Below are 22,829 nucleotides of genomic sequence, written 5' to 3'. Positions count from 1 at the left end.
GCGCCAGGTGGGGAACTCGGCGGCGCCTGGGGCCGAGAAGGAAGGACCGGCATGGAGAGTCGCGCGAAGTCGATGGGGCACGCAATCCACCCCATCATGATCGTGTTTCCGCTCGGACTGCTCGCCACCTCGGTGATCTTCGACATCCTGTACCTGATCACCGACCGGGCGGGCTTTCAGGTCTCGGCCGCGTACACCATCGCCGCCGGCGTGATCGGCGGCCTGGTCGCCGCGGTGTTCGGCCTGATCGATTGGTCGGCCATTCCGGCCGGCACGCGCGCCAAGCGGGTCGGCGCGACGCACGGCCTCGGCAACGTGGTCGTGCTGGTGCTGTTCGCGGTGAGCTGGCTGCTGCGCCGGGGCGCGGACAACTGGGAACCGAACGCCGGCGCGCTGGTGTGCAGCTTCGCCGGCCTCGTGCTGGCCGGGTTCACCGGCTGGCTGGGCGGCGAACTGGTCGAGCGGCTGGGGATGAGCGTGAGTGACGAGGCGGGCGTGAACGCGCCGAGCTCGCTGTCCCGCCGGCCCCGCGCCCGCCGCGCCTGACCCGGGCCGGGTGTAGCCGGTTCCCGGCGGGGAAAGCCGCGCCGCCCGGACGTCGAGGTGCACCGCCGGGCCAGGGAGAAGGAGCAGCGGATGCGGGCGATCACTCTCGACCGGGACGGGGCGGAGCCGACCGCCCGCGACGACCTGGCCCGGCCCAGCCCCGGCCCGGACGAGGTGCTCGTCCGCGTTCGGGCCTCCTCGGTCAACGCCTTCGACCGGAAGGCGGCGGGCGGGATGATGCGCGGGTCGATGGACTACCGGTACCCGGTGGTGCTCGGCAAGGACTTCGCCGGCGAGGTGGAGGCGATCGGCAGCACCAGCCCGTTCCGGGTGGGCGACCCGGTGTTCGGGGTGCTCATGCGCTCCTACCTGGGCGACGGCACGTGGGCCGAGTACGTGACCGTCGGCGCCGGGGACGGCATCACCCGCGTCCCGGACGGCATCGAGCTGTCCACGGCGGGCGTGCTCGGGCTGGCCGGCGCCACCGCCCTCGACACGCTCGAGGCGCTGGCCGTCCGGCCCGACGACACGGTGCTGGTGGCCGGGGCGACCGGTGGCGTCGGCGCGCTGGCCGTGCAGTACGCCCGGCTGGCCGGCGCCCGGGTCGTCGCCACCGCCCGCCCCGGCCCCGCGACGGACTTCGTCCGGGACCTGGGCGCGGCCGAGGTGGTCGACTACACCGGCGACCTGACCGGGCAGGTGCGCGCCCTCGCCCCGGACGGCGTCTCCGCGGTGGTGCACCTGGCCGGTGACGGCGCGCCGTTGGCCGGGTTGCTCGCCGCCGACGGCCGGCTGGCCTCCACCATCGGCTTCGGCCCCGACCAGCACCCGGCGGCCGTCTCGATCTTCGGCAAGCCGGAGCGGAGGACGCTCGACCGGCTCGCCGACGACGTGCTGGCCGGTCGCGTCCGGGTGCCCGTCGACCGCCGCTACGAGCTGGCCGAGGTGCCCCGGGCCCTGGCGGAGTTCTCCGGCGCCCTGGGCAAGCTCGCGATCAGCATGCCCTGACCGGCCCGGCCTTCGAACATCTGTGCGAACATGGTGGTCGTGTCGAGCGAGGCCACCATCCTGCACGCCGACCTGGACGCGTTCTACGCCTCGGTCGAGCAGCGCGACGACCCCCGGCTGCGCGGCCGGCCGGTCATCGTCGGCGGCGGCGTGGTCCTCGCCGCCAGCTACGAGGCGAAGGCACGCGGGGTGCACAGCGCCATGGGTGGCCGTCAGGCCCGGCGGCTCTGCCCGGACGCCGTCGTGGTGCCGCCCCGGATGGCGGCCTACACGGCGGCCAGCCGGGCGGTGTTCGAGATCTTCCGGCGCACCACCCCGCTGGTCGAGGGGCTCAGCATCGACGAGGCGTTCCTCGACGTCGGCGGGCTGCGCCGGCTGGTCGGTCCGCCCGCCGACATCGCGGCGGAACTGCGCCGGGAGGTACGCCGGCAGGTCGGCCTGCCGATCACCGTCGGGGTGGCCCGGACCAAGTTCCTCGCCAAGGTGGCCAGCGGGGTGGCCAAGCCGGACGGGCTGCTGGTCGTCGCACCGGAGGGCGAGCTGGCCTTCCTGCACCCGCTGCCGGTGGAGCGGCTCTGGGGCGTCGGCCCGGTCACCGCCGCGAAGCTGCGCGAGCGGGGCCTGCGTACCGTCGGGCAGGTGGCCCGGCTCGACGAGCCGACCCTGGTGTCGCTGCTCGGCCCGGGCGCCGGCCGCCACCTGCACGCCCTCGCCCACAACCGCGACCCGCGCGCCGTGCAGGTCGGGCGGCGGCGCTCCTCGATGGGCGCGCAGCACGCGCTGGGCCGCGAGCCGCACTCCCCCGCCGAACTGGACGCCGTGCTGGCCGGGCTCGTCGACCGGGTGACCGGGCGGCTGCGGGCCGCCCGGCGCACCGGCCGCACGGTCACCCTGCGGCTGCGTTTCGCCGACTACACCCGGGCGACCCGCGCGCACACCCTGGACAAGCCCACCGCGCAGACCGGACCGCTGCGGGCCGCCGCCCGATCGCTGCTGCGCGCCGCGCTGCCGGAGATCGAGACCCGGGGCGTCACGCTGATCGGGGTCGCCGTCGGCAACCTCGACGACGGGCACGTGCAGCTCACCCTGCCGTTCACCCGCGAACCGGGGCCGGCGCTGGACGCCGCCGTGGACGCGGTGCGGGACCGGTTCGGGTCGCGGGCGCTGACCCGCGGGGTGCTGCTCGGCCGCGACCCCGGATTCGAGATGCCCCGGCTGCCCGACTGACGGTACGGTCCACCCGTGTCGATGTTCCGCACCCCGCAGGTGATCCTGTTCAGCGAGGACGTGACCCGGGCCGCCGCCTTCTACGCCGGGCTGGGCTTCACCGAGACCTTCCGGGTGCCCGCCGAGGGCGCGCCGATCCACGTCGACCTGACGCTGGACGGCTATCGGATCGGCATCGCCTCGGTGGCGTCCACCCGGGACGACCACGGGCTCGACCCGGTGCCGAGCGGGCAGCGCGCCGCCGTGGTGCTCTGGACCGACGACACCGCAGCCGCGTACGCGACGCTGACCGCCGCCGGCGCGCCGGCGCTCGCCGCCCCGCACGTCTGGCTGGACCGGCTGCTCATCGCCTGGACCGCCGACCCGGACGGCAACCCGGTCCAGCTCGTCCAGCCCCTCGCGGGCGGGTCGTGAGCGCGCCGCCGCGGGCGGCCGGCCGGTTCGACCAGGTCACCTCCGCCGTCCTCGACGCGGCGTTCGGGCGGCGCCTCCTCCCTGGGTAGGAGGCGCGTCCCGGACCTGCGGCCGGCATCGGGGCTCCAGGTCGGGCGCGACCGGGCGGCCCGGCCACCAGCATCTACAGGCATGACTACCGTGCTGAACCGGGCGGCGCGCTGGCACCGCCCCCTCATGCTCTTCGTCGCGGCGATGGCGGCGCTCACCGTCGTCGCGGCGGTCGGCGTCGTCGCCGACCCGCGGGTGCTCACCGGCGCGCCGATCTGGCTCAAGCCGCTGAAGTTCGCCATCTCCTTCGTGCTCTACGGCACCACCCTCGCCTGGATGCTCACCCTGCTGCCGCGCCGCAGCCGGATCGCCGAGTGGGCGGCCACGGTCATCGTCGCGGTGTCGGTGGTGGAGATGGCGATCATCGTCACGCAGGTGCTGCGCGGCACCACCAGCCACTACAACGGCACCACCCCGCTGAACGCCGCCCTGTTCTCGGCGATGGGCGCGGCGATCATGGTGCTCTTCGTCGCCCAGCTGGTCATCGGGATCGTGGCGCTGCTGCGGCCGGCGGCGGACCGGGTCGCCGGGTACGCCGTGCGGCTCGGCCTCGGCCTGTCCCTGCTCGGCATGCTGGTCGCCATCCCGATGGTGACCCGCACGCCCGAGTCGGCGGCCGAGGGGATCAGCGGGGCGCACAGCGTCGGCGTGGCGGACGGCGGGCCGGGGCTGCCCCTGGTCGGCTGGAGCACCACCGGCGGCGACCTGCGGATCGGGCACTTCGTCGGCCTGCACGCCCTCCAGGCGCTGCCGCTGCTCGCCATGTTGCTCAACCGCTTCCTCGGCGCCCGGCTGGACGAGCGGACCCGGGCCCGGCTGCTGCTCGTCGCCGGCGCGGCGTACGGGGCGGCCACCCTGCTGGTCACCTGGCAGGCGTTGCGCGGGCAGCCGCTGCTGCGCCCGGACGCGCTCACCCTCGCCGTCACGGCGGCCCTGGTGGTGGCGACGGCGGCCGCCATCGGCGCGGTCCTGGCCCGCGGGCAGCGCCGCGCCGGCCTGGTGCTGGTCGCATGACCGGGGCGCTGTTCACCCTGACGTTCGCGGTCGCCGCGCCGTTCTGGGCGCTGATGATCCTGGCGCCCCGCTGGTCGTGGACGGCCCGGATCGTCGGCTCGCCGCTGATCGTCCTCCCGGTCCTGCTGATCTACGCGATCCTGGTGCTCCCGGCGCTCGGCCGGGTGCTGCCGGTGGTCACCGCGCCGACCCTGGACGGCGTCCGGGACCTCCTGGGCGGTGCGGACGGCGCGGCGGCGGCCTGGGCGCACATGATCGGGTTCGACCTGTTCGTCGGCCGGTGGATCTGGCGGGACAGCCGGGAGCGGGGCATGCCGGCCCTGCTCCTGGCGCCGGTGCTGCTGCTGACCATCCTGCTCGGGCCGCTCGGCCTGGCCGTCCACCTCGGGCTGCGGGCGCGGTGGGCCGGGCCGGCGGTCCCCCCGGCTGCCGGCCGCACCGCCTAGGCTGGCGTCGTGGGCTGGGTGGGTCGGCTGTTCGACGCGCGGGACACGCTCGCGCGGATGCTGCTGCTGGACCTCAGCGGCCTCGGCTATCTGGTCTTCGGCGCCCAGGGCCACCACGTGCCGACGGCCACCCAGTGGGCGCTCGCCCTGGTCGCGTTCGCCACCGCCCTGGTGTGCCACCGCCGGCCCCTGGTGAACCTGGTGGCGCAGGCCGCGCTGTTGGCGGTCGCCTTCCCGCTGGTCGACGACACGACGATCAACCAGGTCGGGGCCAGCTGGGCGCTGCTGGAGCTGACCATGTGGGCCGGGCGGCCCCGGACCATCTGGCTGGCCGCCGGCCTGCTGACCGCGGTCGACATGACCGACTCGATCGGCGACCCGGTCCGGCGGCTGCTCTCCGGGGTCTTCGGGCTGACCGTCGAGGTCGGCCTGCCGCTGCTGCTCGGCCTGGTCATCCGGACCACCCGGGAGCTGGCCCGGCAGGCCGAGGAGCGGGCCGCGGCGGAGCAGCGCCGGCGGGAGTCCGAGAGCCGCGCCGCCCGTGCCGACGAGCGCAGCGCCATCGCCCGCGAACTGCACGACGTGGTCGCGCACCACGTCGCGTCGATGGTGCTGCGGGTCGGGGTGGCCCGGCACGTGCTGCCGGACCTCGACCCCCGGGTGAGCGGGGTCTTCGACGACGTGCACGGCACCGGCACGGCGGCCCTGAACGACCTGCGCCGCCTGGTCGCGGTGCTGCGCGATCCCGACGGGGTACGCGGGGACGCCGCGCTGACGGCGATCGAGCCGTCGGCGCTCCCGGCGGCGCTGGACACGGCGGTGGACCGGGCCCGCCAGGCCGGCGTCACCGTGGAGGCCGACGTCGACCCGGCGGTCGGGTCGCTGGACGCGGTGCGCGGCCAGGCGGTCCTGCGGCTGACCCAGGAGGCGCTGACCAACGTGGCCAAACACGCCGGCGCCGCGGCCCGGGCCCGACTGTCCGTGGCGGTGGTCGACGGATCCGTGCACTGGGAGGTGTCGGACGAGGGGCGGGGGTCGGTGCCGGCCGCGGTGCCGGCCGGCGGCGGCCACGGCCTCACCGGGATGCGGGAGCGGGTCGAGGTGCTCGGCGGGCGGCTGGAGGCCGGTCCCACCGGCGCCGGCTGGAGCGTCCGCACGGTCCTGCCGGCCGGGGGCGCCGCACCGGCCCGGCCACCCGGCTCCCCGGCCCGCCCGCCGGAGCCGCCGACGCCGCGCCCGCGCCCGGCCGGCCCGCACGCGCCGGAGCCGGCATGATCCGCGTCCTGCTGGTCGACGACCAGCACCTCATCCGCGCCGGCCTGCGCATGCTCTGCGACGCCCAGCCCGACCTGGAGGTGGTCGGCGAGGCCGACAACGGCCGCGAGGCGATCGCCCTCGCCGGTCGGCTGCTGCCCGACGTGGTCGTCATGGACCTGCGGATGCCCGGCGTCGACGGGATCACCGCGACCAGCCGGATCCTCGCCGACCGACCCGCCACCCGGGTGCTGGTGCTCACCACCTTCGGCGACGACGACCACCTCTACCCGGCGCTGACCGCCGGCGCCTGCGGGTTCCTGCTCAAGGACGCGCCCCCGACCGACCTGCTCGACGGCGTACGCCGGGCGGCCGCCGGGGACAGCCCGTTCAGCCCGGAGGTGCTGCGGCGGCTGGTCCAGCGGGCGGTGCACGCCCGCGCCGAGACGCCGGGACCGGTGCCCGGTCTGACCACGCGCGAGCGGGACGTGCTGAACCTGGTGGCCGAGGGCCTGTCCAACACCGAGATCGCCGACCGGCTGCACATCGGCGTCACCACGGTCAAGACCCACATCACCAGCCTGATGACCAAGACGAACAGCCCGAACCGGGTACGCCTGGCGCTCCGGGCGCGGGACGCCTGAACGCCGGCCGGGCTCACTCCTCGATCGCGCCGCCCATCGCACGCAGGTGCTCCCGGAAGGTCAGCGCCGGGTTCTCCGCCCGGCCCGCCAGGTACGCCCCGAACCCGACCTGTGCCCGCAGCGGCTCGCCGGCCCGGATCCGGTCGGCCTGCCGGCGCTCGGTGTCGCGAATGGACTCGGCCAGGTCGAACAGTTCGCCGGCCCGGCCCGCCGGCACGAAGAGCACCCCGTCCTCGTCGGCCAGGGCCACGTCTCCCGCGTCGACCGTCCACTGCCCCACCCGCGCCGAGGCGAGCGCCTCGGCCGGCGGGGGGTCCAGCCGCTGCGGGCCGGTGGGCGTGGCGCCCAGGCTGAACACCGGCAGCCCGACGGCCCGGATGTCCCCGGTGTCCCGGTGCAGGCCCCAGACCACCAGGCCGGCCAGGCCGGCGGCCTGCGCCTCCAGCACCACCAGGTCGCCGACGCACGCCTCGTCGGTGCGCCCGTCGTTGTCCACCACCAGCACGTCGCCGGGGGCGGCGCGGTCGATCGCCTCGAGGAAGATGTCGACGCTGCCGACGTGCCGGGCCGGCAGCACCCGGCCGGCCAGCCGTCCGCCGGTCAGCACCGGCCGTACGCCGGCCGGGGCGCAGCGCGCCGGGACGGCGGCCCGCAGGCAGGCGTCGGCGACGTGAGCGGTGGTCAGCGCGGCGAACCGCCGGGTCAGCTCTGCGCGGTCGATGCTCATGCGCCCGACGCTAGCCAGCCCGGCCGGCCGTGGGAGGGGCCAGTTCCCGGCTCGTGGCTCCGGTTCGTCGCCCGCGCACCGGCGGCGCCGGATCCCCGCGCCGGCTCAGGTGGGCTGGGCTGTGCGGGTCGGTGGGCGGAACGGTTCGGGGCGGGCTCGGGTGCGCCGCGCCATCCGGATCCGCCGCCGGGCGCGCGGGGTGTGCCGGGCCGGCCGGGGTAGGTGCGCCCGCAGCGGCGGGCGCCGTTCCGCCTCGCCCGCGCCGGCCGCCGTACGCACCACCCGGTTGGCGTCGTCCGGGTCGCACCCGGTGGCCCGCAGCAACTCGCTGTCCGCCGTACGCAGGTCGGTGATCACTCCGTCGCCGTAGGAACGGACCCCCTGGGCCCAGGCCCGGCCGGCCAGCTCGGCGCTCTCCCGGACCAGCCGGCGGGTGTCGGTCAGGTCCTCGCCGTCTCGGCACTCGCGGCGCATCACCCGGACGGCCTGGCCGAGGCGGGTCACGGCGTCGGCCAGGACCGGCGGGATCGGCTCGTCGTACTGGAGGGCGGTGGCGGAACGGCGGGCCATCGAACGGGCGTACAGGATCACCCGCTCCAGGTGCTCCGCGGCGCCCGCGTACCGGTGGAACCGGGCGCGCCGGCGCCAGCGGACCGGCGCGAGGGTGACCACCTCCTCGGCCCCGCTGAGCGCCTCGTTGAGCCGCCCCACGTCGGCGTCGAGCCCGCGCATCCGCTCCAGGGCGTGGACCGCCGCGTCGGCGTCCCGGGTGGTCAGCGCGCGGGCGACGGCGTCGAGTTCGGTGGTGAGCGTGGAGATGATCGGCTCGGTCGCCCGGTCCAGCACCCGCAGCGGGTTGACCGGCAACAGCAGCACCACCACGCCGAGGCCGACCAGGCCGCCGACGAGCGCGTCGAAGATCCGGGGCAGTTCCAGGCCGGGTTCGACCGGGGCCAGGGTGGCGATCAGCACGGCCGTACCGCCGGCCTGGCCGACCAGGGCGCCGCCGCGCCCGGCGACCAGCAGGGCGGTCGCGATGGCCAGGGTGACCACCAGACCGGTCTGCCAGGACCCGGTGCCGAGCAGGTCGCGCAGCACGTCCCCGACCAGGATGCCGAGCCCCACCCCGATCAGCAGCTCGAAGGTACGGCGGGCCCGCTGGCCGATGGCGGTGGCGATGGTGCCGACCGCGGCGGCGGGTGCGAAGACGTGCGCGCCGGGCCCGAGCAGGCGCTGGGCGAGCAGCGCGGCGAGCGCGGCGGCCAGCCCGGCCTGGACGGCGATGACGACGGTGACCTCGAGCTGGCGCAGCCGCAGCCGGCCGGCCGCACCCCCCGCGGCGCGGGCGTCGGCCAGCGCGTGCCCGGTTCGCGCGGCGGCCCGGTCCAGCGGTGAGCGGACGCTGTCCGGGCGGTCGTCGGCCATGGCGGCGGTTACCCGGCGCGGCCCGGGTGAATCGTCCGGTTGGGGTCGGGCGGACCCCCGGGTCAGCGCCGGAAGGTGCGGTCGAGCAGGTCGAACAGGGCGGTCCAGTGCCGCTCGGTGGCCTTCTCGTCGTACATCGGCGTGTCGGACTGGGTGTAGCCGTGGCGAGCGCCGGGGTAGACCTCGGAGCGGTAGGTGACGCCGGCGGCATCCAGGGCCTTCTCCAGGGTGGCGATCTGCTCGGCGGTCATCGACGGATCCTGGTCGGCGTGGCCGAAGTACAGCTCGCCGCGGACCGCGCCGACGCCGAGGTGCGGGCTGTCCGGGGCGTCGGTCGCCATCCGCCCGGCGTGGAAGGCGGCCGCCGTGGCGATCCGGTCCGGGTGCGCCTCGACGGCCCGCAGCGCGTTGGTGCCGCCCATGCAGTAGCCGGTGACGGCCGCCGGGCCGGGCGCGACGCCCGGCTGGGCGGCGAGGAAGTCCAGGTAGGCGGCGGTGTCCCGGGCGACCACGTCCGGGGTCAGCGACCTGATCATCGGGGTGAGTTTCTCGAACAGCTTGCCGCGCCGGTTCTCGTCGCCTAGGCCGGAGAGGTCGACCAGGGGGGCGCGGCCGAAGCGGTGGAACAGGTTCGGCACCAGCACGACGTAGCCGCGCGCGGCGATCGTCTCGGCCATCTCGGCCATCCGCGGGCGCAGCCCGAACGCGTCCATGAAGACCAGGACCGGCGGGAAGGGCCCGGCTCCGTCGGGCCGGACGAGCAGGGCGTCCGCCACCCCGTCGCCGGTCGGCACGTCCACGGTCGTCGTCTGCACTCTCGGGACCTCCCTGCGCTGCGCGTTCCGCCGTGTACGCTACCCCCGCTCCCGGAGCCGGGCACGGCGAGGCCCTTCCGGTGGGCACGGCGGCGGAGCATCCTGGGTGGATGGGAGAGGTGCGGCCGATGCCCAGCTTCGGAGACCTGTTCACCGACCTGCGCGGCGAGGACCGGACGCTGCGGGTCAGCTACCACCCGGACCGCGGCGCCGTGGTGCTGTCGCTGTGGAGCGGCACGCTGTGCCGAGGCTCGTTCCGGCTGCCCGCCGACGACGTGGACCGGCTCCTCGCGCTGCTCACCGCCGTCCGGACCGCCGGCGTGGACGACGCGGCCGGGCCCGGGACGGCCGCCGGCGGGAGCGAGAGCACGGCCCCGGTCCCGGAGCCGTCCGTGGAGCGCACCGGCGACGTCTCCGGTACGGCCCGCCGTGTCGTCCTGCCGACTCCCCGGGTCGCCTGAAAGCTGAAACCGGACGAAGGGGCAGCTTTTTCTTCTTCCGCGAACTACCGTCTCGGTAGGAGTTCGGAAGGGAGGGAACAATGCTTCCCGTCTCACCACACGTCATTCGCCACCGCCGCCCCGCCGCGCACGCCGCGCTCGGGATGGCCCTCCTGGTCGCCGGCCTGGCCGTCCCGGCCACTCCCGCCGCGGCCGCCGGCCCGACCACCGGCACCACGGTCACCCTCGCCGCCGCCAGCCAGCCGACCCTGCGACAGGGGTCCCGGGGCGCGGCGGTCACCACGCTCCAGAACCGGCTCACCGCCCTGCGCTACGACGTGGGCGGGGTCGACGGCATCTTCGGGCCGTCGACGCACCACGCGGTCGTGGCCTTCCAGAAGGTCAACGGCCTGGTCCGGGACGGCATCGTCGGGCCGCGCACCTGGGCGGCGCTCGACCGTCCGGTCGTGCCGAAGCCGAAGTACACCCACCCGGGCTACTCGGTGGAGGCCAACCTCACCCGGCAGGTGCTCTACCTGGCCAAGGGCGGGTCGGTGGTGCGCATCCTGGACGCCTCCAGCGGCAAGGCCAGCACTCCCACGCCGACCGGCAACTGGACGGTGCAACGGCGCATCGACGGCTGGCGGCAGAGCGACCTCGGCCTGCTCTGGCGGCCGAACTACTTCTACCGCGGCTACGCGGTGCACGGCGCCAACTCCGTGCCCACCTACCCGGCCAGCCACGGCTGCGTCCGGGTGCCCGTTCCGGCGATGAACCGGCTCTGGACCACCATCCGCATCGGCACCCCGGTGCACATCTACCGCTGACCGTCCGGTGCGGCGGGCCGCCGGGCCGTTTGCGGCGGCGGAGTGCGGGAAGACGCCTTCCTCAGCCGAGAGGGAGGCGTCGAGGTGGACCAGGACGAGTTCATCGGCTCGGTGGCGAAACGCTGCGGGATGTCGCCGGAGCAGGCCACGGCCGTCACGAGGGCCACGTTGACCACGCTGGCGGAGCGGATCGACGGCGGGGAGGCCCGGGATCTGGCCGCCCGCCTCCCCGAGGCGCTGCGGGCGTACGCGTTCGGCGGCAGTGAGACCGGCGAGCGGTTCGGCCTCGACATCTTCGTGGAGCGGGTCAGCGAGCGCGCCGACGTGGACGTCGACCGGGCCAAGGACGGGGTGACCGGCGTCTTCGATGTGCTCCGCGACGCCGTCGACCCGACCGCCTACGCGCAGGCGGTCGGCCAGCTTCCCACCGAGTACGGCGAGGTGGCCGACCAGACCGCGCCGTTCGTCCAGCGCAGCCGGTGACGGGCGTCGGACGATGAGCGTCGGCGACGAGAATCCGCTGCGCCGGCCGCCGGAGGCCGACGCGCAGGAGCAGCGGCAGGACGAGACGGTGGTCGGCCCGCCGGACGCGATCGAGGACGCGGTGCCCGAGGCGACCGAGGCGGACCTGGCCGAGCAGGGCGTGCTGACCCCGCCCAGCGACGTCACCGGCCTGCCCGAAGCGGTACGCGGCGACCTCACGGCGGCGGACGCGCTGGAGCAGAATCAGGAGATCCCGACCCCCGACGAGGACCGCCGGGACTGACCGCTCAGCGGTCCGGGCTGTCCGCCGCGGCCATCACGCGCAGCGCGTTCGGGTCCAGGCCGATGCGCACCGGCGTCTCCCCGTAGGGCTCGCCGTCGACCTCGATCCGCGCGGGCCGGTCCGTCTCCAGCCAGAGCTGGCGAACGGCCAGGAACGGCTTGTCGCCGAGGGTGCGGCGGTGCCCGGCCGCCGCGTTGCGTGCCGTCTCGCGCAGCAGGCCGCGCCGGGTCGGCCCGCCGACCGGGTACGCGACCAGCAGCCGGTCGTCGGCGTTGGCGTCGGCCGTGATCGGCCGGCCGGCGTGGAAGCCGCCGTTGGCCACGTACACCTGGTGGGTGTCGAAGCCGTGCTCCCGCCCCTCGGCGCGCACCGTGACCCGCAGCGGCCGGTGCCGGGCCAGCAGCCCGAGCGCGGTCAGCGGATACGCGAGCCGGCCGACCACCCGCTTGAGCCGCGGCGGCGCGGTCAGCATGATGTCGGCGGACAGCCCGATCCCGACGTGGTTGGTGAACCGGGTGTCGCCGATCAGCCCCAGGTCGACGTCGATCACCTTGCCGTCGGTGAACAGGGCGACGGCGGCGTCGAGGTCGAGCGGGACGCCGACGGTGCGGGCGAAGTTGTTGGTGGTGCCCAGCGGCAGCAGCCCCAGCGCCATGTCCCGGTGGGCGAGCAGCCGGGCGGCCGTGCCGATGGTGCCGTCGCCGCCCCCGGCGACCAGCAGGTCAGGCCCGAGGTCGGCGGCCTCGGCGAGCACCCGGTCCAGCTCGCCGGGCCGGTCGACCGGAAACGCGCCGAGCAGCGTGAAACCGGCCGCGCGCAGTCGGGAGTGGACGGTCTCGTAGAGCCGACGGCCACGGCGGGAGTGGGCGTTGACGACCAGCGCCGCCCGCCGCCGTTCCCGGATCGCCGCCCCCAGCTCCTGCTTGGTCCGCACGGTTCCCGACCCTATCCGCCGGCCCGCCGCTCAGGGCGGCAACGGCGGGGCGGCGTCCGGGGTCAGTGCACGGCGACGGCGACCGCGGCCGGCTCGACCTCGGCCAGCCGCGCCGGCCGGACCACGGTGAGCAGCACGGCCAGGGCCACCGCCATGCCGCCGGCCACGACGGCGGCCATCGCCACGCTGCCCGTGCCGAGCACGCCGACCAGCGGCGCGGCGAGCGCGCCGACGCCGAACTGGACCGCGCCCAGCAGCGCGGCGGCGGTGCCGGCCGCCTCCCCGTGCCGGGACAGCGCCAGGGCGGGCGCGTTCGGCATGGCGAGCCCGGCCGCGGCGAGCACCACCCAGAGCGAGGCCAGCACGGCCGCCAGGCCGCCGACGCCGGTGGCGGCGAAGCTCACCAGCACCAGACCGGCCGCGGTGCCGACGGCGAGCGCGGTGACCAGGATCCGCTGCGGGGTGTACCGGCGCAGCAGCCGCACGTTGAGCTGGGTGGCGGTGATGAGGCCGACCGCCCCGGCGCCGAACGCCAGCCCGAACTGCTGCTCGTCCAGCCCGTACCGCTGCTGGAAGACGAAGGACGACCCGGCCACGTACGCGAAGAGCGCCGCCATGGCGAGCCCGGCGACCAGCACGAGCCCGACGAACGTCCGGTCCCGCAGCAGCGCCCGGTAGTCGCGGCCGACGGCGGCGAGGCCGCCGTGGCGGCGGCGCTCCGGCGGCAGCGTCTCCCGGAGCCCGACCACCGCGACCACCACCAGCAGGAGCCCGAAGGCGGCGAGGGCCACGAACACGCCCCGCCAGTCCGACCAGCGCAGCAGCGCGGAGCCGAGGGTGGGCGCCAGGATCGGGGCCGCGCCCATCACGAGCATGAGCCGGGAGAAGAGCCGGGCGAAGGCGGCGCCGTCGAACAGGTCGCGGACCACGGCCATGGCGACGACCGAGGTGGCCGCGACACCGAGCCCCTGGAGCACCCGGAGCACGCCGACCACCTGGACGGTCGGCGCCACCACGCAGAGCAGCGAGGCCAGGATGTGCAGGGCGATCCCGGCGAGCAGCGGCAGTCGCCGGCCCACCGCGTCGGAGAGCGGGCCGATCAGCAACTGGCCGAGGGCGAGCCCGGCGAGGGTGCCGGTGAGGGTGAGCTGCACGGCCGCCGAGGTGGTCTCCAGGTCGGCGGTGATGGCCGGCAGCGCGGGCAGGTACATGTCGATGGTCAGCGGCCCGATCGCGATCAGCGAGCCGAGCACCAGCACGAGGCGCAGCTGCTGCCCGCTGCTCATCAGGTCACCGGGTGTCTCGGCGGTCGGGGCGGGCGAAGACTGCGCAGTGGTCACACCTGGCAGCAAATCCCCGACGGCCGATCTCATTCCCAGCGCCGGCGAAGGTGCCCCAGGTCACACCGGCTCGTTGAACCGTCCGCCGCACATTCCACCGGGAGGAGACACCGTGCCCGACTACCCGCAGCCGGCCGCCGAGGTCGGCCGGATCGAGCCGGCGCCCCGCCGGATCCGCGCCTTCCTCGCCGGCGAACTCGTGCTGGACACCGCCCGCGCCCGGTACGTCTGGGAGTGGCCGCCCTACCCGCAGTACTACGTCCCCGCCGCCGACGTCCGCCGGGACCTGCTGGTCGACGAGGGACGCACCGAGGAGACCCGGCGCGGCACGGCGCGGCTGCACGGGCTGCGGGTCGGCGAGTTCGCCCGGGCCGGCTGCGCCCGGTGGTACGGCGGCGACGCGCCGCCCGCGCTGACGGACACCATCCGGTTCGACTGGGCCGCCCTGGACGCCTGGTTCGAGGAGGACGAGGAGGTCTTCGTCCACCCCCGCAACCCGTACTCCCGGGTGGACGCGCTGCGCTCCACCCGGCACGTCCGGGTGGAGCTGGACGGGACGGTGCTGGCCGAGTCGACCTCGCCGGTGCTGGTGTTCGAGACCGGCCTGCCGACCCGCTACTACCTCAACCGGACGGACGTGCGCTTCCGGCACCTCGTGCCGTCGCAGACCCGGACCGCCTGCCCGTACAAGGGCCGCACCAGCGGTTACTGGTCGGTGCGCGCCGGCGACCGGGTCCATCCGGACCTGGCCTGGTCCTACGACTACCCCACCGCGGCCCTGCGGCCGATCGCCGGGCTGGTCGCCTTCTACAACGAGAAGGTCGATCTGGTGGTGGACGGGGAACGCTTCGCCCGGCCGCGTACGCACTTCTCCTGAGCGGCGCGGCGGGCAGCGGGCGACGCCACCGGCTGCGTAGGGTGAAGCCGCAGTCCGTGACCTCGCGGCCGGCGCCGTCGGGGTCCACGCCGCCATCGCCGAACGCGCACGGGAGGAGCGTCAGCGTGACCGCCACTGACTGGACCACGGACGTCGAGGGCACCGGCCGATACGCCGAGGTCAACGGCATCAATCTCTACTACGAGACGCACGGCACCGGGCACCCGCTGATCCTGTTGCACGGCGGGCTCGGGTCGGGCGAGATGTTCGGGCCGGTGCTGCCCGCGCTCGCCGCGCGGCACCAGGTCATCGCCGTCGACCTGCAGGGTCACGGCCGCACCGCCGACGTCGACCGTCCACTCGACCTGCGGACGATGGCCGACGACATCGCCGCGCTCATCGACCACCTCGGGCTGGACCGGCCCGACCTGGTGGGCTACTCGCTGGGCGGCGGCGTGGCGCTGCACGCCGCGGTGGCCCACCCCGAGAAGCTCGGCCGGCTCGTCGCGGCGTCCGCGCACGTGCGGTCGGACGCCATCTACGCCGAGATGCGCGCGCAGCAGGGCCAGGTGACCGGCGCCGCCGCGCAGTTCATGACCGACACCCCCATGTACCAGCTCTACCAGCGGGTCGCGCCGCGCCCGGAGGACTTCCCCCGGCTGCTCGACAAGATCGGCGAGCTGATGGCGAAGGACTTCGACCTGACCGAGGAGGTCCGCGGCCTGCGGGTGCCGACGCTGATCGTCGCGGCCGACGCCGACATGGCGCCGCCGAGCCACTACGTGGAGGTGTTCAAGCTGCTCGACGGCGGCCTGCGCGACGGCGGCTGGGCGAACGAGGGCCGGCCCAAGGGCGGGCACGCGCTGGCGATCCTGCCCGGGCTGACCCACTACAGCATCTTCAGCTCGCCGCTGTTCGCCGCGGTCACCCTCGCCTTCCTCGACCAGCCGGCGGGCTGATCGCCGTCACCCCTTGCGGCCGGTGGTGGCGATGCCCTCCACGAAGTGCCGCTGGGCCAGGAAGAACAGGATGATCATGGGTACGGTGGCGATCACGCTGCCGGCGAGGACGATCTCCCACTGCTGCTCGCCGCCGTACCCGAACCGGTCGAGGATCACCTTGAGCCCGCGGGGCAGCGTGTAGAGCTGCTCGTTGCGCAGGTAGATCAGCGGCTTGATCAGGTCGGTCCAGCTCGCCTTGAACTCGAAGACGAACGCCACCAGCAGCGCCGGACGGATCAGCGGGAAGGCCATCTTCCAGAACAGCTGCGGATAGCTCGCCCCGTCGACGCGCGCCGCCTCGAAGTACTCCCGGGGCAGGGAGAGGAAGAACTGCCGCAGCAGGAAGATGTAGAACGCCGAGCCGAAGAGGTTGCCGGCCCAGAGCGGCACCTGGGTGTCGACGAGGCCGAGCCGGTTCCAGATCAGGTACGTCGGGATCATGGTGACCGCGAACGGCAGCATCATGGTGGCGAGCACCAGACCGAAGAGCAGGTTCCGGCCGGGAAAGCGGAAGTACGCGAACCCGAACGCGACCCAGGCGCTGGACAGGGTCGTCGCGGCGGCCGCCGCCACCCCGACCACCACGCTGTTGAACAGCCAGGTGAGCAGCGGCATGGCCTGCCAGGCCTGGGCGTAGTTGTCCGGGGCGAACGGCGTGGGCAGGAAGCCGGGGGCGAAGACGTACTCGCGGGGGCGCAGCGAGGCGCTGACCAGCCAGACGAACGGCACCATGAAGATCACCGCCGCGCCCACCAGGGCGACCACGAACAGGATCCGCTGCCAGCGCGGTCGCCGGCCGTCCTCCCGGGCCGCCACCACCGGCGCCACCAGGGGGCTCGCGACGCCGGTGCCCACCGGCTGACTCGTCGTGGTCACCGGTCCTCCCCCTCGTAGTAGACGAACCGGTTGCTCAGCTTCACCTGCACGGCCGTGATGATCAGGATGATCAGGAACAGCAGCCAGGCCATCGCCGAGGCGAAGCCCATGTGCAGGAACTGGAACGCCTGCTGGAACAGGTGGATCACGTAGAACGACGCCGCGTCGCTGCTGAACGAGCCCTGGGTCTGCCGGTTCCCGAAGTACATGGTGTAGACCTCGGTGAACATCTGCAGCGAGGCGATGGTGTTGACGATCAACGTGAAGAACAGCGAGCCGGAGATCATCGGCAGGGTCACGTGGCGGAACCGCGCCCACGGGCCGGCCCCGTCGAGGTCGGCGGCCTCGTAGAGGTCGCGGGGCACGTTCTGCAACGCGGCCAGGTAGATGATCACTGTGGAGCCGAGACTCCAGAGGCTCATCAGCACGATCCCGGGCATCACCCAGCCCGGGTCGGTGGTCCAGCTCGGACCGTCGATGCCGATCAGCGCCAGGCCGCGGTTGATCAGGCCGTCCTGGGTGTTGAGCAGCAGGAGGAAGAGGATGCCGACGGCCACCGCCGGGGTCATCACCGGCAGGTAGAACACGGTACGGAAGAAGCCCTGCCAGCGGCCGACCCGCTTGAGCAGCAGCGCCAGCCCGAGCGAGATCAGCATCACCAGCGGCACGTGCAGGGCCGTGTAGTAGACGGTGTTGCCGAGGCTGCGCGCCACCTGCGGGTCCGACACGAGCTGCCGGTAGTTGTCCAGTCCCGTGAAGCGCGGCGCGTTGATCACGTCGTACTCGGTGAAGCTGAGCCAGAGGCTGGCGATCATCGGACCGGCGGTGAACACCAGGAACCCGACGATCCAGGGCGCGAGGAACAGGTACGCCCAGCGGGCCTCCCGCCGGGCCAGCGGCGTGCGGCGCCGCCGGCCCGGTACGGGAGGGGTGACGGTGGTGGCCATGGCCGGGCTCAGCCCGCGGCCTTGTCCAGCGCGGCGGTCGCCTCCTGCTGGGCCCGGGCCAGCGCCTCGGCCGGCTGCGCCTGCCCGGAGAGCACCCGGTTCACCGCTTCGGTCCAGGCCTTGTCGAACTCGGCGCCGGCCGGCGAGGCGGGCATGGCGAACGCGATGTCCTGGGCCTCGCGGATGGTGGCCACCGCGTCGTCGAAGCGCTTGTTGCCGGTCGGCTGGTACAGCTCGTCGAAGATCTTCTTGTCGGCGGCGGTGTTGCCGGTCCAGACGCCGGTGAACGGCAGGTTGGCGGCCTTGCGCGCCTCGGCCCGCGCCTTGGCGGCGGCGAACCAGGTGTCCGTGGCGGTCATCTGCTTGACGAAGGCGCAGGCCGCCTCCGGGTTCTTCGCCCCCTTGGTGGTCACCCACGCCTGGCCGTTGGACATGGTCAGCGGCTTGCCCTGCCGGTCCACGAAGGGCTTCACAACCAGCTCGGCCTTGGGGCTGTTCTTGGCGGCCTGGTTGAGGAACCACTCCTCCATCGGCCACGCGGCGATCTGGTTCTTGGCGAGGGGGTTCTCGGCGCCGAAGAAATCGAAGGTGTCCCGGAAGGACTTGAACTTGCCCCAGCCGCCCTGGTCCTGGATGAGCTTGACGCCGGTGGTCAGCGCCTCGACCACCTTGGGGTCGGTCAGGTTGGCCTTCGCGCCGTCGGCCGAGATCATCTCGGCGCCGTTGGCCTTGGCCCACATCGGCAGGAACTCGGGGATCTTCGGGTCGATGCCGATCCGGCTCAGCCGACCGCCGGAGACCTTGGCCAACTTCGCGTTGACCGCCGGCAGGTTCGCCCAGTCGGCGAGGTTGACGTCGTCGGCGGTGAGACCGGCCTGCTTGAGCAGCGCCTCGTTGAGGTAGAGCACCCGCACCTGGGAGAACTCCGGGATGCCGTAGACCGTGCCGTCGAGGGTCACCTGATCCTTGGCGGCCTGCCGGTACTGCCCGAGGTCGATGTGCTGCTTCTTGACGCAGTCGGTCAGCGGCTGGATCGAGCCGCGCTTGGCGTACGTGCCGATCAGCTTGCGGTCCATGTAGACCAGATCCGGCGGGTTGCCCGAGGCCACCGCGGAGAGGAACTGCTGCTCGTCGAAGGCACCCTCGGTGATGTTCAGCTGGACGTCCGGGTGGTCCTTCTTGAAGGCGTCCACCCGCGTCTTGGCGATCTCGTCGGAGAGGCCGAACCCCATGGTGCTCAGCGCGCCGCTGCCCTTGGCGTCCCCGCCGCCGGAGTCGCCCCCGCCGCCCACTCCGCCGCAGCCGCTGATCGCCAGGGTCAGCACCCCGGCCAACGCGGTCACCCGCAGATTCCGTGACATTGCCACCTCCCGAGAACGCACGGGCCACCCTGTCCGCGCGACCTGCACTTCTCCGGTTCTCGGAAATTTCAAACCAGGGGCCGGGGAGCCCTTGATCATCCGGTGTCCGCCGGCGGAGCGGGCGGGCGTCTACCGCCGCTCCGGAAGGCGCTCGACGGTGACGGCGGCGAGCAGGAGCAGGCCGAGCAGGCCGAGCGCCGCGGCGGGCGGCAGCAGCACCCCGATCGGCAGCAGGAGCAGGGCCAGCACGGCGACCGCCGACCGCGCCGGCCCGACCGGCTGCCCGGTGAGCCGGAGGAAGAGCAGCCGGCCGCCCAGGTAGAGCACGGCGCCGCCGTAGAGGGCGACCGAGCCGGACCAGGTGAGGGCGGCGTGCCCGTCGCCGCCGTGCACACCGGCGACGAGCGCGAGCACCTGCTCGATGCCGAGCGCCAGGTAGATGACACCGCTGATCAGCAGCAGGTGGGTCTGGCTGTAGGCGTCCGCGGCGATCCGGTCCCGCCGGTCCCCCGTCGCCGTGGCGAGGACGCGGGCGGCGGCCGGCCCGGCCCGGCCGAAGTACAGCCACCACAGGCAGGCGGTGACCGCGAAGCCGACCAGCGCCACGCCGAGGACCGGCGGCGCGGTCACCGCCGACGCGGCGCCGATCCCGGCGGCGACCAGCGACTCGCCGAGCGCGATGATCAGGACCAGGCCGTGCCGTTCGGTGAAGTGGCTCGCGCTGCGCAGCGGCCAGGTGCCGCGGCGCCCGTACGACAGGCGTTGGCCGCCGATCTCGATGACGAACGCCGCCACCCACAGCACCCCGTGCGCCGCCCCGGCCAGCAGGGCGCCAAGCACCAGCGGCACCCAACTGGCGGCGCTGATCGCCGCGAAGAACCGGATCCGCGCCCGCAGCCCGGGCACGTCGCCCGCCGCCCGGTGGTAGAGCGTGAGGTGGACGACGCGGAGCAGCACGTAGGCGAGCGCGACGAGCAGCGGCCCGTCCAGGCCCGGCCCGGGCGTCCAGGCCTCGGGCATGGCCAGCGCGGCCACGAACAGCGCGGCCATCGCGACCAGGAAGCCGCCGCGGACCATCCCGACGTCGGCCCGCGTGTGGTTGCCCAACCAGGTGTACGAGGACCAGGCGAACCAGAGCAGCACGAGCAGGATCAGCCCCTGCGCCATGCTGGTCGCGGTGGCCCGCTGCCCCACCAGCGCCATGATCCGGGTGAGCGCGAAGACGAACACCAGGTCGAAGAAGATCTCGAACGGCGTCACCGTACGCTCGGCCGGCGCCGGACCGGGCGGGCGCGGCCGGGCCGGATGCCGCCGTGCCCCGTCCCGCCGCACCTCGTCGCCCCTCCGCCACCCGACCCACCGGTCGCCTCCGCCGACGGTAGGCCCGGGACGTGGGGCGATTCGCGGATTCCGGTGATTGGCCGCCGGTCCTCGGGAGAGAGCCCTCGGTCAGGCCGGGGCGGCGTCACCCCACGCGGCCCGCACGAGGGCGGGGAGCACGTGCGCCGCCGGTCCGTGCAGGTTCAGCTCGCACACGGCGTCCAGCGGCGTCTCCTCCGGGTTGATCTGGATCACCGTGGCACCCAGCCGGGCCGCGACCTGCGGGATCTCGGCGGCGGGATACACGAGCCCGGACGTGCCGACGGTGAGCAGCACGTCGCAGCGGTACGCCGCCTCGACGGCGGCCTCGAAGGCCTGCTCCGGCAGCGCCTCACCGAACCACACGACCCCGGGCCGGACCGGCGCGTCGCAGCGCCCGCAGCGGGGCGGCGTCAGCGGTCGGCCCTCCCCCGGCTCCGCGACGCCGTCGGGCACGGGCGCCGGGTGGGCGCAGGCCGAACAGCGCGGCGCGAACAGACTCCCGTGCAGGTGGACCGGGGCGGCGGAGCCGGCGCGCTCGTGCAGGTCGTCGACGTTCTGGGTGACGACCACCGTCCCCGGCACCCGGGCCTCGATGGCGGCCACGGCCCGGTGCCCGGGGTTGGGTTCGGCCCGTCGGACGGCGGTGCGCCGCCACTCGTACCAGCCCCAGACCAGGGCAGGGTCGGCGCGGAACGCCTCCGGGGTGGCGAGGGCCTGGGCGTCGAACTGCTCCCACAGGCCGGTGAGCGCGTCGCGGAAGGTGGGCACGCCGCTCTCGGCCGACATGCCGGCGCCGGTGAAGACCACCGGCCGCCGCGCCCGCGCGAGCAGCTTCCCCGCTTCCGCCGTGCCCGAGAGTTCCATCCGCTCCCGCTCCCCCGTCGCCGATTCAGCGCATGACGGTCAGGTGGACTGCCACCCGGTCGCCCAGCGCGATCCCTTCGGCCCTGCGGACCGCCGTCTTCACCGGCACGACGTAGCGGCCGTCCTTGGGCCACAGCGACGTCTGCCACCCCGTCCCGCCGATCCGCGCGGTCACCGGGATCATCCCCCAGCCGTAGGTGACCGACGCCGAGGCCGCCTCCAGCTCACCGCACAGCTCGTCGGGCACGGTGACGAAGTGCCAGGGCGCGGGCCCCCGCCAGAACCACACCTCACCGCTGAACTCCAGCTCCATCGGCTCAGAGGTTCATCGGCGCCGGGTCGGTGGCGAGCTGCCGGAACCGCACGCGCGGGTCGGGCACCAGCCGCCGGGAGGCGAGGTCCAGCAGGCCGCCCACCCCGGTGATCGTGGCGGCCTGGGTGCCGTCGGGGAGGGTGAGCTCCTGGACGATCTGGAAGGTCTTCCCCTCGCCCCAGCGGAACTCGCAGGACACGTCCACCTCGTCGCCGCCGCGCAGCTCCCGCAGGTAGCGCACGGTGACCTCCAGGGCCACCGGCCCCACCCCGCCGGCGAGGAGCCGGTCCTGCCGGATGCCGGCGGCGCGCAGGCACTCCCAGCGGGCGTGCTCGCCGTACTGGAGGTAGACGGCCTGGTTCAGGTGGCCCTGCGTGTCGAGCTCGTAGCCGCGGACGGAGACGCGTACCCGGAACGGATCTGCCATGCGGTCGAGCCTAACCAGGGGTACGACACCGCCGGGCGGCCGTCAGAGCTGGTGGCGGTCGTCGGCCGGCAGCCCGGGCGCCTCCGGCGGCTCGGCGGCCTCGTCGGGCCGCCCGAGCTGCGCGACGTGGGTCGGGTCGAGGACCCGGGAGAGGAACGAGCGGGTCCGCTCGTGCCGCGGCGAGCCCAGCACCTCCTCCGGCGGCCCCTGCTCGACGACCACGCCACCGTCCATGAACACCACCCGGTCGGCGACGTCCCGGGCGAACGCCATCTCGTGGGTCACCACCATCATGGTCATGCCGTCCTCGGCCAGCTTGCGCATGACGGTGAGGACGTCGCCGACCAGTTCCGGGTCGAGGGCGGAGGTCGGCTCGTCGAAAAGCATCAGCTTCGGGTCCATCGACAGCGACCGGGCGATGGCCGCCCGCTGCTGCTGCCCGCCGGAGAGCTGCGCCGGGTACGCGCCGGCCTTGTCGGTGAGGCCCACCCGGTCCAGGTTGTCCCGCGCGATCCGCTCCGCCTCGGCGCGGCCGCGCCGGAGCACCCGGCGCTGGGCGATGGTGAGGTTGTCCAGCACGGTCAGGTGCGGGAACAGGTTGAACGATTGGAAGACCATGCCGATGCCGCGGCGGACCGCGTCGATCTCGACGTCCGGGTCGGTCATCTCGGTCCCGTTCACCCAGATCTTGCCGGCGGTCGGCTCCTCCAGCAGGTTGACGCACCGCAGCAGCGTCGACTTGCCGGACCCGGACGGCCCGATGACGCAGACCACCTCGCCGTGGCCGACCTCGAAGTCGATGCCCTTGAGCACTTCGAGCGGCCCGAAGGACTTGTGCAGGTCGCGGATCTCGACGGCAGGCTGGGACTGGCTGGTCGTCATGG

At 74.4% G+C, this 22,829-nt stretch carries 27 protein-coding genes; 14 read left to right on the top strand and 13 right to left on the bottom strand.

Annotated features, from left to right (window positions below; translation table 11 throughout):
- The first annotated feature begins 51 nt into the window (after positions 1-51).
- The 8 genes from AB0F68_RS23495 to AB0F68_RS23460 all read left to right on the top strand — a co-directional run bounded on the left by AB0F68_RS23495 (position 52) and on the right by AB0F68_RS23460 (position 6,643).
- Complete coding sequence (locus AB0F68_RS23495; protein WP_357341692.1) at positions 52-546, top strand: DUF2231 domain-containing protein; 495 nt, start codon at positions 52-54, stop codon at positions 544-546.
- Positions 547-636: 90 nt separating this feature from the next.
- Positions 637-1,554: an NADP-dependent oxidoreductase gene (locus tag AB0F68_RS23490; protein ID WP_357341691.1), complete on the top strand. Its 918-nt coding sequence runs from the start codon at positions 637-639 to the stop codon at positions 1,552-1,554.
- Between the two features lie 39 nt (positions 1,555-1,593).
- Entirely contained in the window at positions 1,594-2,781 is a 1,188-nt protein-coding gene (dinB, locus tag AB0F68_RS23485) for a DNA polymerase IV (protein WP_357341690.1), read from the top strand.
- 21 nt (positions 2,782-2,802) lie between these two features.
- Positions 2,803-3,195, top strand: a complete 393-nt coding sequence (locus tag AB0F68_RS23480) for a VOC family protein (RefSeq protein WP_357341782.1) — start codon at positions 2,803-2,805, stop codon at positions 3,193-3,195.
- Positions 3,196-3,366: 171 nt separating this feature from the next.
- Positions 3,367-4,299, top strand: a complete 933-nt coding sequence (locus AB0F68_RS23475; RefSeq protein ID WP_357341689.1) for a hypothetical protein — start codon at positions 3,367-3,369, stop codon at positions 4,297-4,299.
- The gene (locus AB0F68_RS23470) at positions 4,296-4,745 is read left to right on the top strand and encodes an ABA4-like family protein (RefSeq protein ID WP_357341688.1); all 450 of its coding nucleotides are present in this window, start codon (positions 4,296-4,298) and stop codon (positions 4,743-4,745) included. Before AB0F68_RS23475 ends, AB0F68_RS23470 begins: the two co-directional genes overlap by 4 nt.
- 9 nt (positions 4,746-4,754) lie before the next feature.
- Positions 4,755-6,020, top strand: a complete 1,266-nt coding sequence (locus AB0F68_RS23465) for a histidine kinase (RefSeq protein ID WP_357341687.1) — start codon at positions 4,755-4,757, stop codon at positions 6,018-6,020.
- Positions 6,017-6,643, top strand: a complete 627-nt coding sequence (locus tag AB0F68_RS23460) for a response regulator transcription factor (RefSeq protein ID WP_357341686.1) — start codon at positions 6,017-6,019, stop codon at positions 6,641-6,643. Before AB0F68_RS23465 ends, AB0F68_RS23460 begins: the two co-directional genes overlap by 4 nt.
- A 13-nt stretch (positions 6,644-6,656) precedes the next feature.
- Here AB0F68_RS23460 and AB0F68_RS23455 read toward each other — a convergent pair whose 3' ends face one another.
- From AB0F68_RS23455 to AB0F68_RS23445, 3 genes are all read right to left on the bottom strand, one after another.
- Positions 6,657-7,370, bottom strand: a complete 714-nt coding sequence (locus AB0F68_RS23455; protein WP_357341685.1) for an RraA family protein — start codon at positions 7,368-7,370, stop codon at positions 6,657-6,659.
- A 105-nt stretch (positions 7,371-7,475) separates the two neighbouring features.
- Entirely contained in the window at positions 7,476-8,795 is a 1,320-nt protein-coding gene (locus tag AB0F68_RS23450; RefSeq protein WP_357341684.1) for an FUSC family protein, read from the bottom strand.
- 62 nt (positions 8,796-8,857) lie between these two features.
- Positions 8,858-9,610 (bottom strand): dienelactone hydrolase family protein, encoded by a 753-nt coding sequence (locus tag AB0F68_RS23445; RefSeq protein WP_357341683.1) that lies wholly within the window; start codon positions 9,608-9,610, stop codon positions 8,858-8,860.
- A gap of 128 nt (positions 9,611-9,738) precedes the next feature.
- On the opposite strand from AB0F68_RS23445, the gene AB0F68_RS23440 reads away from it, so the two are divergent.
- The 4 genes from AB0F68_RS23440 (at position 9,739) to AB0F68_RS23425 (ending at position 11,643) form a co-directional block, all read left to right on the top strand.
- Positions 9,739-10,071 carry a hypothetical protein gene (locus AB0F68_RS23440; RefSeq protein ID WP_357341682.1) on the top strand — a complete coding sequence of 111 codons (333 nt, stop codon included), beginning with the start codon at positions 9,739-9,741 and terminating at the stop codon, positions 10,069-10,071.
- An 80-nt stretch (positions 10,072-10,151) separates the two neighbouring features.
- Positions 10,152-10,877 (top strand): L,D-transpeptidase family protein, encoded by a 726-nt coding sequence (locus tag AB0F68_RS23435; protein ID WP_357341681.1) that lies wholly within the window; start codon positions 10,152-10,154, stop codon positions 10,875-10,877.
- An 84-nt stretch (positions 10,878-10,961) separates the two neighbouring features.
- Positions 10,962-11,360: a DUF2267 domain-containing protein gene (locus tag AB0F68_RS23430; protein ID WP_357341680.1), complete on the top strand. Its 399-nt coding sequence runs from the start codon at positions 10,962-10,964 to the stop codon at positions 11,358-11,360.
- Positions 11,361-11,373: 13 nt separating this feature from the next.
- Complete coding sequence (locus AB0F68_RS23425; protein ID WP_357341679.1) at positions 11,374-11,643, top strand: hypothetical protein; 270 nt, start codon at positions 11,374-11,376, stop codon at positions 11,641-11,643.
- A 4-nt stretch (positions 11,644-11,647) separates the two neighbouring features.
- On the opposite strand, the gene AB0F68_RS23420 is transcribed toward AB0F68_RS23425, so the two are convergent.
- Positions 11,648-12,577: a YegS/Rv2252/BmrU family lipid kinase gene (locus tag AB0F68_RS23420; protein WP_357341678.1), complete on the bottom strand. Its 930-nt coding sequence runs from the start codon at positions 12,575-12,577 to the stop codon at positions 11,648-11,650.
- Between the two features lie 62 nt (positions 12,578-12,639).
- The gene (locus AB0F68_RS23415) at positions 12,640-13,917 is read right to left on the bottom strand and encodes a multidrug effflux MFS transporter (protein WP_357341677.1); all 1,278 of its coding nucleotides are present in this window, start codon (positions 13,915-13,917) and stop codon (positions 12,640-12,642) included.
- Positions 13,918-14,029: 112 nt separating this feature from the next.
- On the opposite strand from AB0F68_RS23415, the gene AB0F68_RS23410 reads away from it, so the two are divergent.
- On the top strand, positions 14,030-14,794 hold the full coding sequence (locus AB0F68_RS23410; RefSeq protein ID WP_357341676.1) for a DUF427 domain-containing protein: 765 nt from the start codon (positions 14,030-14,032) through the stop codon (positions 14,792-14,794).
- A gap of 188 nt (positions 14,795-14,982) precedes the next feature.
- Positions 14,983-15,753 (top strand): alpha/beta fold hydrolase, encoded by a 771-nt coding sequence (locus AB0F68_RS23405; RefSeq protein WP_357341779.1) that lies wholly within the window; start codon positions 14,983-14,985, stop codon positions 15,751-15,753.
- A 6-nt stretch (positions 15,754-15,759) separates the two neighbouring features.
- On the opposite strand, the gene AB0F68_RS23400 is transcribed toward AB0F68_RS23405, so the two are convergent.
- From AB0F68_RS23400 to AB0F68_RS23365, 8 genes are all read right to left on the bottom strand, one after another.
- Positions 15,760-16,671, bottom strand: coding sequence for a carbohydrate ABC transporter permease (locus AB0F68_RS23400; protein ID WP_357341675.1), 912 nt, complete (start codon positions 16,669-16,671; stop codon positions 15,760-15,762).
- On the bottom strand, positions 16,668-17,618 hold the full coding sequence (locus AB0F68_RS23395) for a sugar ABC transporter permease (protein ID WP_357341674.1): 951 nt from the start codon (positions 17,616-17,618) through the stop codon (positions 16,668-16,670). Before AB0F68_RS23395 ends, AB0F68_RS23400 begins: the two co-directional genes overlap by 4 nt.
- Positions 17,619-17,626: 8 nt before the next feature.
- Complete coding sequence (locus AB0F68_RS23390) at positions 17,627-18,979, bottom strand: extracellular solute-binding protein (protein WP_357341673.1); 1,353 nt, start codon at positions 18,977-18,979, stop codon at positions 17,627-17,629.
- A gap of 129 nt (positions 18,980-19,108) precedes the next feature.
- A complete protein-coding gene (locus AB0F68_RS23385) occupies positions 19,109-20,239 on the bottom strand; it encodes a low temperature requirement protein A (RefSeq protein WP_357341672.1) in 1,131 nt (376 codons plus the stop codon).
- Between the two features lie 189 nt (positions 20,240-20,428).
- Positions 20,429-21,205 (bottom strand): NAD-dependent deacylase, encoded by a 777-nt coding sequence (locus AB0F68_RS23380; RefSeq protein ID WP_357341671.1) that lies wholly within the window; start codon positions 21,203-21,205, stop codon positions 20,429-20,431.
- Between the two features lie 25 nt (positions 21,206-21,230).
- On the bottom strand, positions 21,231-21,518 hold the full coding sequence (locus AB0F68_RS23375; RefSeq protein ID WP_357341670.1) for a DUF1905 domain-containing protein: 288 nt from the start codon (positions 21,516-21,518) through the stop codon (positions 21,231-21,233).
- A 4-nt stretch (positions 21,519-21,522) separates the two neighbouring features.
- The gene (locus tag AB0F68_RS23370) at positions 21,523-21,945 is read right to left on the bottom strand and encodes a thioesterase family protein (protein ID WP_357341669.1); all 423 of its coding nucleotides are present in this window, start codon (positions 21,943-21,945) and stop codon (positions 21,523-21,525) included.
- A gap of 42 nt (positions 21,946-21,987) precedes the next feature.
- Positions 21,988-22,827, bottom strand: a complete 840-nt coding sequence (locus AB0F68_RS23365) for an amino acid ABC transporter ATP-binding protein (protein WP_357341668.1) — start codon at positions 22,825-22,827, stop codon at positions 21,988-21,990.
- Positions 22,828-22,829 lie beyond the last annotated feature (2 nt).

It is taken from the genome of Micromonospora sp. NPDC023966 (assembly GCF_040639095.1).
In the GTDB taxonomy this organism is placed as follows: Bacteria; Actinomycetota; Actinomycetes; order Mycobacteriales; family Micromonosporaceae; genus Micromonospora.
Note: the sequence above shows the minus strand (reverse complement) of the source record. Positions and strands in the feature narration are given on the sequence as shown.